Here is a 9,101-nt window from a genome sequence, read left to right as displayed (position 1 = left end):
ATGATCCACTACCAGGACGGCAACGCCCTGCCGGACGCACCGACCAAGTTCGTGGTGTTCATGCTGTGTGAGCCGGGTCAGCAGATGTTCACGTTTGTCGACGAGGAGGAGCTGAAGAACCGGGCACACCTGCGCGCCCCGCGTCCCGCCGCCGTCTGATCAGCCTTTCGATACAGGGAGAGTCCGGACAGGGAGAGTCCGGCCCCGCTCGCACCGGACCGGGGCTCGGTGCGAGCTGTCGGCGCAGGGTCTGCCCGTCGGCGCAGTCGCCCATGGCATCCTCTGCGCCCTCGCCGACGGCCCGGTGGCGGGCCGCCCGTATGAACGGTGCCGCGGCCCCCGATCGAAGCCTCGTACTTCAGGATCGGATCCGGAGGGACCTCACCACGGTGGAAACGGACCGCGTCGCCGCCCACGAGTTGCCGTTCCACCGGGCTCACCGCCGTGAAGGACATGCGGACTTCGAAGACCTCCAGATCCCATCAGAACCAGCCCCGTCGGCGGCCACCGCGCAGTACGGCCCGCAACCCACCCGCGTATCTCCAAGGTCAGCCGCAGCCTCGCAGCAGCGGGCCTCTACCACCAAGCGGTCGAGTACGACCAGCCATCCACGGCCCCGACCACCTGGTGACCGTCCCCCTCCGGCGGGCGGGCGCAGGGCCGAATGGACCTGAGGCAGACCGTGCGGCCCATATACGCAAAGTGTTCATGGCAAGAGGCTGGTAGTGACAAGCGGACCGAGCGCAGGAGGTATGCACCATGCTTCAGCCCGTCATCGCCGGGGTCGACGGATCGGCCGAGAGCCTCGCCGCCGCCGAGTGGGCCGCTCGTGAGGCGGTACGCCGAGGCCGCCCGCTGCGGATGGTGCATGCCTGGAACTGGCATCCCCACCAGACGGACGACGGAGAACTCGCGAACGCCGCGCAGCGGCACTTTGCACGGCGCGTCCTGCGCCAGGCGGCGGAGCGTGTCCGCGGCGCCGTTCCGGGCGTCCAGGTCACCGACGAGCAGTTCGAGGGCCCGGCGGCCGAGGCCTTGGTGAAGGCGTCCGAACAGGCTGAGCTGCTGGTGCTGGGCTCGCGTGGGCTGAGCGGCTTCACCGGATTCCTCGTCGGCTCCGTCGCCCTGGCGGCGGTGGCGAAGGCCGCGCGTCCCGTCGTCCTCGTACGCGCGGAAGAGGAGGCCGAAGACGAGCACTTCCCGGGGGGCGACGGCAACCCGTCCACCCGGACGGGCTATCGGGACGTGGTCCTGGGCATCGACCTCGGCGATCCCTGCGACGAGGTGATCGAGTTCGCATTCGAGGCGGCTCGGCTGCGGTGCGCCCGGCTCCGTGTCGTGTACGCATGGCAGGCACCCTCCGCGATCAGCCTCGGTCCCGGGGACATCGGACTGGTGAACGATCCGCAGCGGGCCGAGGAGTGGCAGGAGTTCCTGTCCGCCCTGCTGCACGTGTGGCACGACAAGTATCCCGAGACCGAGGTCATGGAGACCGTCGTGGAGGACAGAGCGTCCACCGCCCTCGTCCGAGCCGCTTCTTCGGCGAGCCTGCTCGTCGTCGGCCGTCGCATGACCGAGCGACCCACAGTGCCGCGCCTCGGCCCCGTCACCCATGCCGCAGTCCATCACGTCGGCTGCCCGCTGGCCGTCGTTCCCCACGATTGACCGGGCCGAGACCGCGATGAGCACACCGACGCGCTGCGTGTACGAATTCGCCGAGGGCAGCCGGGAGATGGTCGATCTGCTGAGCGGCAAGGGAGCGGGCCTGGCCGGGATGACCCCGCTCGGCCTTCCCCTGTCCGCAGGGTGTCATCGCGGTCTCGAGTAGCGGCAGGCCGGGGCCGAACGTCCCCGACGAGAGCCGATCCGCCCCCGCTGCCGCCGGGCCGAGGGCATGACGGTGGGCATGGAGCCCACCGCTCCATCGCTCCGCAGCACGACGAAAGGCGGTGGGAAAGATGATGGAGCTTCCCCTGGTCGTGGGTGTCGACGGATCGTATTCGAGCCTCACGGCAGTCGACTGGGCGACGGATGAAGCGGCCCGGCACGGTCTGCCACTCCGGTTGGTGTACGCCTCCCTGTGGGAACGTTACGAAGGCGTCAGACCGACGAGCAGTATGGAGCTTCCGTCGGAGCAAGTGATGGCGGAGAACGTCATCGCGACGGCGACAGAGCGCGCACAGCGACGGAACCCCCGGCTGAAGGTGTCCGGTGACGTCTTGCCCGAGGACGCGGTGTCGGCCTTGCTACGGGAAGGCAGCAGCGCCGTCGCGCTGGTGACAGGATGCCGTGGCCGCAGCGAGCTCAAAGGGCTGCTCCTCGGCTCGGTCAGCCTGGCTGTTGCAGCGCGGGCATCCGGACCTGTGATCGTGATCCGCGGTGACGAGGCCGGCCTGATCGGCGCGCACGGGCGCATCCTCCTCGGTGCCGGGGAGCCCGGTGCGACGGACGAGGCGGTGCGGTTCGCATTCCGTGAGGCTGAGGTACGCGAGTGTGTCCTCGATGTCGTTCGTGCCTGGCGCCACCCGGCGCGGGAGACCATCGGCCACCCCGGGTCTGCCGGGGAAACAGCGCGAGAAGACGAGCGACGGGCGTCCGACCTCCTCGACGTCCTGCTCCTCGATGCGATGACGGACCACCCGGATGTGAGGGTGCGCCGCAGCACGGTCGAAGGGCCTGCCCATTCGGTGTTGCTCAGGCGCTCGGCCGCTGCGGACCTCACAGTCATCGGAGCGCGGCGCAGGCAGGGCCACTTGCGTCACCTCGGCCGAGTGAGCCACAGACTGCTGAACCATGCGGATTGCCCGGTAGCGATCGTGCCCCAGCGGGTCTGACTGGCCGTCGGGTAGGTGTCGTCGAGCGGGTTCCTGCCACCGACGCACTTCAGGCCGGCATGCGCGGGCTGGTCGGGACTGGTGGTCGGCGGGCCAGGTCAGCGCGTCGGCAGCCGTGCGCGGTCGCCTCGAAGGGCGCACCGGTTCGGGCACCTGTGTCCGCCCCGGACACGATCCACTGGGACCAGACGCGGCGCGAAAGCGGCAGGCCAGGACGCTCAACGCCGTTCGGAGCGCCCGACTGAGCCTGTGCCACTCATGCTCAGCCCTCAGGAACGGTTGCCTGACGTTCACCGGACACCTAGAGTGAATGCGCTTTCATTCACGCTGGGACACTCGAGAAGGACCATGAACGCCGACAGCACGGAGCCCCGAACGGCGAACGGACCCGCATCGTGACTGTCACGCCCACGGTCTACGACGTCGCCGAACGCTCGGGTGTCTCCATCGCCACGGTGTCCCGTGTCTATCGCACCCCGGATTCCGTGCGTGCCAGCACTCGCGAGCGGGTGCTGGCCGCGGCCAGGGAACTCGGGTACGTGCCCAGCGGCAACGCCCGCGGGCTGGCCAGTCGCTCCACCGGAGTCCTTGGCCTGTGTTTCCCGGACTACGCCGATCCGGCCGCGGACACCGACGACGACGACGCGGCCATGCTCTACTCGGACCAGATCATCAGGGGCATGGAGCGGGCCGCCCGCCGCCACGGCTATGCCCTGCTCATCGCGGCCTCGCTGCAAGGGGGCCCGGAGAGCCTGGTCGCCAAGGTGGCCGGGCGGGTGGACGGCTTCGCCGTGCTGGCCCGTACTGTCCCGACCGAGGAACTCGAGGTGATCTCCCGGCGGCGTCCGGTCGTCATGCTCGCGGGCCCCAGGGAGGGCACCGACTCCCTGGACCATCTCGACCACATTGAGGTGGCCAACGAGGACGGCCAGCGCGAGCTGACCCGGCATCTGCTCGCGGACCATGGGATCCGGCGTCCCGCCTACATCGGCATGATCGAGGAGTCACCGGACGTCGAGGCCCGTTTCCGCGGCTTCCTGGACGCCTGCCGGGACGCGGGTGTCGAGGTCGCGGGGGAGCCGGCGGTCCGGGTGGGCATGATGACGCAGGCCGAGGGCGCCCGTGCCGCCGCGCTGCTGTGCGAGCGTCCCGGCGAGCGCCCGGACGCGTTCGTCTTCGCCAACGACCAGATGGCCGTGGGCGCGCTGCGCGAGCTCGAGCGGCGTGGTCTGAGGGTTCCCGAGGACGCTGTCGTGACAGGCTTCGACGGCATCCCCCTCAGCCGCCTGGTGCGCCCCGCCCTCACCACTGTGCGCCAGCCGATGGTGCGGATGGGCGAGGAGGCGACCGACCTCCTGGTGCAACGCCTCAGCGGTCGCTACACCGGCGCCCCGGTGTCCCGTATGTTGCCGGTCAGCGTGGTCCGCCGGGCGAGCTGCGGCTGCGCCGAGGGACGAACGCAGTCGTAGCGGGGTGCACCGTTCACCGCCTCCGCGGGGCGGGGCGCCTGTGCCGGGAGTCGGTCATATCGCTGGATCGTCGGACATGCCATTAACCGTCATGTCCCTCACGACAGGACCGGCCGCACCCGATGCGGCAGTGACGAAGACGCGGGAGTCCGTGGGAGGTGCCGCGCCTCGACGGGGCCGGCGCTCCCTCGCCCGTCACAACCTGCACGGATGGATGTTCTCCGCGCCGTTCCTGGTGCTGTTCGGCGTCTTCATGCTCTTCCCGATCGTCGCGACGCTCCTGATGAGCTTCACCGACTTCGGGGCACGCAACGTGACGCGACCGCTCGAGGCCCGGTTCGTCGGCTTCGACAACTACACGCAGCTCTTCCAGGACGACAAGTTCCTCACCGCGCTGTTCAACACGGCGTACTTCGTGGTCGTCGGCGTCCCGCTGACGATCGTGCTCGGGCTTCTGGTCGCGATCCTGCTGAACAACGGGATCGACCGTGCCCGTACCTTCTTCCGGGTCGGCTTCTACGCCCCCGTGGTCACCACGATCGTCGCGGTTGCGGTGGTCTGGCGGTTCGTCCTCGACCCGTCGGACGGACTCGTGGCCGGGCTCTGCTCCGAACTGGGCGTTCAGGCTCCCGACTTCCTCGGGTCCCGGGCCTGGGCGATGCCCGCACTGATCGCGATGGCGGTCTGGCGCAACCTCGGCACTGTCATGGTCCTGTTCATCGCCGGCCTGCAAGCCATCCCCACCGAGGTCCGGGAGGCCGCCCGCCTCGACGGTGCGGGCGGCCGGCAGGAACTGTGGGGCATCACGATCCCACTGCTGCGGCCCACCCTGCTGTACGCGACCGTGATCACCACGATCGGCTATCTCAACGTCTTCGAGGAGCCGTTCGTGATGACCCAGGGCGGTCCCTCGGACTCGACCCTCACGGTCTCGCTCGACATGTACCGCGAGGGCTTCAACTTCTTCCACATGGGCTATGCGAGCGCCATGGCGTACGTCCTGTTCGTCGTCATCCTGGCCATCACGGTGCTCCAGCTCCGACTGCTGAAGGACAACACCCGATGAGCGCGCCGACGGCAAACGTGTCCGACCGCGGCTCGCGCGGCCAGAGCCTGCGCAAGCCGCTGCTGTACGTGATCGCCAGTGCGGGCATGCTGGTCATGGCCGCGCCCTTCCTGTGGATGGCGCTGTCCGCCTTCAAGACGGGGACCTCACCGCCAGCCCGCCGGTGTGGATCCCCTCGCGCTGGACGCTGAGCAACTTCTCCGCGCTGCTCCACCAGCTGGACATGCCGCGGTACTTCATGAACTCGCTGGTCGTGGCCGTCCTGGTGACCGCCTGCAACCTGCTGTTCTGCTCGATGCTCGGCTACCTTCCGCACCGGAGGATTCCACATGGTGCGGGTGTCGAGTGCAGTCCCGGCCGGGGCGACGGTGCCAGGGTTGAGGTCCAGGTCACATTGACGATCGACCTGCTCGTTTTCATAATGACCTTATGCATAATGAGGTTATGGAACTCGGTGGCTCCGGCGAAGAGCTCGTCGTCGCCTTTGAGCAGGTGGTTCGGTACGTGCGTCAGGTCAGCACGGCCGGGGGGCTGAGCACGGCGGCGTCCTCCGCGTTGGGCCGCCTCGGTCGCGAGGGGCCTCAGCGGCTGACCGAGCTGGCACGCGCCGAGGGTGTCTCCCAGCCCGGAATGACACAGCTGGTCACGCGCATGGAACGCGACGGGCTCGTACGCCGCATCGCGAGTACCGACGATCGACGGGGCGTGCTGGTCGAATCGACCGACGCCGGGGTCGAGCTGGTCAGCCGGCGGCGCGCCGAGCGGGCTGAGGCCCTGCGTCAGCTGATGGGCCGGCTTGATCCGCAGGAGCGGTCCGCGGTGGTCATCGCCCTCCCCGCGCTCGCCCGAGTGATCCAGGCCGAGGTGCCCAGGTGACCCGCGAGATCGATGAGCTACCACCCTCCAGGCGAAAGTAGGCAATGAGCGCAATGCATGGGACAACGGCAAGCCCGTTCAAACAGCCACGTGCCGTATGGGCCGTCGCATTCGCCTGCGTCATCTCGTTCATGGGCATCGGCCTGGTCGACCCGATCCTGCCCTCGCTGGCGAAGAGCCTGCAGGCCACACCGAGCCAGGTGTCGCTGCTGTTCACCAGCTACCTGGTCGTGACCGCGGTCGCGATGCTCGTTGTGGGGTGGGTCTCCAGCCGGATCGGCGCCAAGCGGACACTGGTCGTCGGCCTGGTACTGATCGTCGTGTTCGCCGCGCTCGCCGGCACCTCCGACTCGATAGGCGGCATCGTCGGCTTCCGCGCCGGCTGGGGCCTGGGCAACGCCCTGTTCATCGCCACCAGCCTGGCGGTCATCGTCGCCTCGGCCAGCGGCGGCTTCGGTGGAGCGATCATCCTGTACGAAGCCGCGCTCGGTCTCGGCATCGCGGTCGGTCCACTGCTCGGCGGTGAACTGGGCACCATCAGCTGGCGTGGGCCGTTCTTCGGCGTCGCCGTGCTCATGGCCGTCGCCATGATCGCCACGATCGCGTTCGTCCCCGCATCACCCAAGCCCGAGCATCGCACCTCGCTGGCCGCCCCGCTCAAGGCACTTCGGCACCGCGGCCTGCTCACCATGGGCATCATGGCGCTGCTGTACAACTGGGGATTCTTCACCCTGCTCGGCTACGCGCCGTACCCCATGGAGCTCGACGCCGAGCAGCTCGGCCTGGTCTTCACCGGCTGGGGCCTGCTGGTCGCCGCCTTCAGCGTGTTCATCGCGCCTCGCCTGCAGGCACGATTCGGCACCGCCCCGGTGCTCTACGTCAACATGATCGCGCTCGGCATCGTCATGACGGTCATCGGTGTCGGCGTCGACACCCCTGTCGCCGTGATCGTCGCGGTCATCGTCAGCGGGGCGTTCATCGGCATCAACAACACCCTCACCACCCAGGCCGTCATGCTCGTCTCACCGGTCGAGCGATCGGTCGCCTCCTCGTCCTACGGCTTCATCCGGTTCATCGGCGGTGGCCTGGCCCCGTTCGTCGCCGGCAAGCTCGCCGACGCCACCGATCTCAGCGTCCCGTTCTACCTCGGCGGTGCCACCTTCATCCTCGCCATCCTCGTCCTCGCCTCGGGCCACAAGCTGGTCAGCGCTGCGGAAAGGAACGAGGCCCACGGCGAGACGGTGGCCCCCACCCTCGAGCGCGTCGGGGCCACCCCTGAGCCCGGATACCGCCCGGTCATCGTGGCAGTCAGTGCCACCGAGGACGCCGCCCTGATCGTCGACGCGGCCGCCGCCATCGCCCGCGAGAGCGACCGCCCGCTCGAGGTCGTCCACGTCCGTGAGACCGCTGTGATCGAGGAGCAGGCCGTAGACACCGAGGACGCCGACCACGCACGCGCCGCGGTACGCGCTCACCTCAACCACCTTGCCGCACACGGCATCCCCGCCACCGGACAGGTGCTCACCAGCGTCGGTGACCACGGGACGGCAGGCAGGGTCCTCGCCCAGCACGCCGCCGACGTCGACGCACACATCGTCGCCGTCGGCCGATCCCCGCGCGGACCGGTGGCGCAGTTCACCGACGGAAGCTTCACCTCCGCACTGACCCACGCCGCGGCCTGCACCGTCGTACTGGTCGAACCCGGAGGGACACCGCGCCGGTTGACGGCCGCGGCACTGGAGGAGCTGCGTACCAAGAGCGCGTGACGGAGGCGGGCACGGCGCCGGCAAGTTGGGAGACACAGTGAGTGACACGTACGAGATCGCGTACGCGACAGTGACTTTGGGGCTGATCACTGCCCTCGCCATCGGCGCGAGCGTCCTCCTGGGACGTCATGCCGGGACACGACCGCGTCGGTTGCGCCGCCCCGGCGGACGCCCCCTCAGTTGGCGGTGGTCCCTGCGCCGTGAGCGCAGCCGAGCCCGCGAGCGGGAGCTTCGGCTACTGTCCGACGCCCGGGCACAGGTCATCGCCACGTGGCTGGCGGGCGAGAACCCGCGCCGATCACCTGAAGTGCGGAACATCCTCCAGACGCTGGGGAACGCCGCCTTCGACGCCGACTTGATCGGCGCATGGGACAAGGTGACGCGTCCCTACGTCTTCGAAAACCAAGGTGGCCAGTACCGGTTCGGTCTGCCACAGAGCTGAGACAGGGCGTGCCGCGCAAGCGCGGCACGCCCTCGAGGGCTCCCGTCCGCCGAGAGGAGGTCGTCGTGCTGGTCACCGTGTCTTTGGCCTGCGCTGTGCTTGCGGCCGCGAGCAACGCCGTCGGAAGCGTGATGCAGCGCTGGGCCGCCTTGCTCGTCCCGCGGTCCGACCACTTCCGGATCGGCCTGATGTGGGACCTGCTTCGCACGCCCGTCTGGGTGCTCGGCATCGGAGGCGTCATCTTCGCGGCACTGTTTCAGGGTGCCGCGCTGGCCACCGGCCCGCTGGCCGTCGTGCAGCCGGTCTTCCTGCTGGAGCTGCCGTTCACCCTGCTCATCGCTGGCATCGCCTTCCACCGCCCGGTGACTCGGGCGACCTGGCTCTCCGTCGGTAGCATCGTCGTCAGCCTCTGCCTCGGGCTGTTCGCGGCCGCACCCAGCGGAGGCACGCTCCAAGCCCCCGCCGCTCTGTGGGTCGCCGTGACGACCTGTTGCCTGGGAGCAATGGCACTGCTGTGCACCATCGCCTTCAGGCACCGCGTGGGCCGGAGCCGCGCCGCCTACATGGGTCTGGCCGCCGCCATCGGCTACGCCTTGACCGCCGCGCTGATGAAGTCCGCCACCGACACCCTCGGCCGCCAAGGAATCG

9 protein-coding genes and 1 pseudogene are annotated in these 9,101 nt (G+C 69.2%); all 10 read left to right on the top strand.

What is annotated here, in order from left to right; all coding sequences use genetic code 11:
* Positions 1-759: 759 nt before the first annotated feature.
* On the top strand, positions 760-1,665 hold the full coding sequence (locus VXC91_RS39330) for a universal stress protein (protein WP_329512155.1): 906 nt from the start codon (positions 760-762) through the stop codon (positions 1,663-1,665).
* A 16-nt stretch (positions 1,666-1,681) separates the two neighbouring features.
* Entirely contained in the window at positions 1,682-1,828 is a 147-nt protein-coding gene (locus VXC91_RS39325; RefSeq protein WP_329512154.1) for a hypothetical protein, read from the top strand.
* A gap of 133 nt (positions 1,829-1,961) precedes the next feature.
* On the top strand, positions 1,962-2,834 hold the full coding sequence (locus VXC91_RS39320) for a universal stress protein (RefSeq protein WP_329512156.1): 873 nt from the start codon (positions 1,962-1,964) through the stop codon (positions 2,832-2,834).
* Positions 2,835-3,229: 395 nt separating this feature from the next.
* Positions 3,230-4,303 (top strand): LacI family DNA-binding transcriptional regulator, encoded by a 1,074-nt coding sequence (locus VXC91_RS39315; RefSeq protein ID WP_329512153.1) that lies wholly within the window; start codon positions 3,230-3,232, stop codon positions 4,301-4,303.
* A 91-nt stretch (positions 4,304-4,394) separates the two neighbouring features.
* The gene (locus tag VXC91_RS39310) at positions 4,395-5,369 is read left to right on the top strand and encodes a carbohydrate ABC transporter permease (protein WP_329512152.1); all 975 of its coding nucleotides are present in this window, start codon (positions 4,395-4,397) and stop codon (positions 5,367-5,369) included.
* Positions 5,366-5,676, top strand: a pseudogene (locus tag VXC91_RS39305) (carbohydrate ABC transporter permease); the annotation flags it as partial. The gene VXC91_RS39310 and the pseudogene VXC91_RS39305, both read left to right, overlap by 4 nt.
* Positions 5,677-5,798: 122 nt before the next feature.
* Positions 5,799-6,245 carry a MarR family winged helix-turn-helix transcriptional regulator gene (locus tag VXC91_RS39300; RefSeq protein ID WP_329512151.1) on the top strand — a complete coding sequence of 149 codons (447 nt, stop codon included), beginning with the start codon at positions 5,799-5,801 and terminating at the stop codon, positions 6,243-6,245.
* 44 nt (positions 6,246-6,289) lie between these two features.
* The gene (locus VXC91_RS39295; RefSeq protein ID WP_329512150.1) at positions 6,290-8,011 is read left to right on the top strand and encodes an MFS transporter; all 1,722 of its coding nucleotides are present in this window, start codon (positions 6,290-6,292) and stop codon (positions 8,009-8,011) included.
* Positions 8,012-8,048: 37 nt separating this feature from the next.
* On the top strand, positions 8,049-8,453 hold the full coding sequence (locus VXC91_RS39290) for a hypothetical protein (protein WP_329512149.1): 405 nt from the start codon (positions 8,049-8,051) through the stop codon (positions 8,451-8,453).
* 65 nt (positions 8,454-8,518) lie between these two features.
* Positions 8,519-9,101: DMT family transporter (locus VXC91_RS39285; protein WP_329512148.1), on the top strand; the 583-nt coding region annotated here is incomplete at its 3' end.

This window comes from Streptomyces chiangmaiensis, from assembly GCF_036281785.1.
Classification (GTDB): Bacteria; Actinomycetota; Actinomycetes; order Streptomycetales; family Streptomycetaceae; genus Streptomyces; species Streptomyces chiangmaiensis.
Note: the sequence above shows the minus strand (reverse complement) of the source record. Positions and strands in the feature narration are given on the sequence as shown.

Excerpts from the sequence above, each read along its gene's own strand:
- VXC91_RS39300 (WP_329512151.1), top strand. The coding sequence starts at position 5,799 with ATGCATAATGAGGTTATGGAACTCGGTGGCTCCGGCGAAGAGCTCGTC.
- VXC91_RS39325 (WP_329512154.1), top strand. The coding sequence starts at position 1,682 with ATGAGCACACCGACGCGCTGCGTGTACGAATTCGCCGAGGGCAGCCGG.
- VXC91_RS39320 (WP_329512156.1), top strand. The coding sequence starts at position 1,962 with ATGGAGCTTCCCCTGGTCGTGGGTGTCGACGGATCGTATTCGAGCCTC.
- VXC91_RS39310 (WP_329512152.1), top strand. The coding sequence starts at position 4,395 with ATGTCCCTCACGACAGGACCGGCCGCACCCGATGCGGCAGTGACGAAG.
- VXC91_RS39330 (WP_329512155.1), top strand. The coding sequence starts at position 760 with ATGCTTCAGCCCGTCATCGCCGGGGTCGACGGATCGGCCGAGAGCCTC.
- VXC91_RS39295 (WP_329512150.1), top strand. The coding sequence starts at position 6,290 with ATGAGCGCAATGCATGGGACAACGGCAAGCCCGTTCAAACAGCCACGT.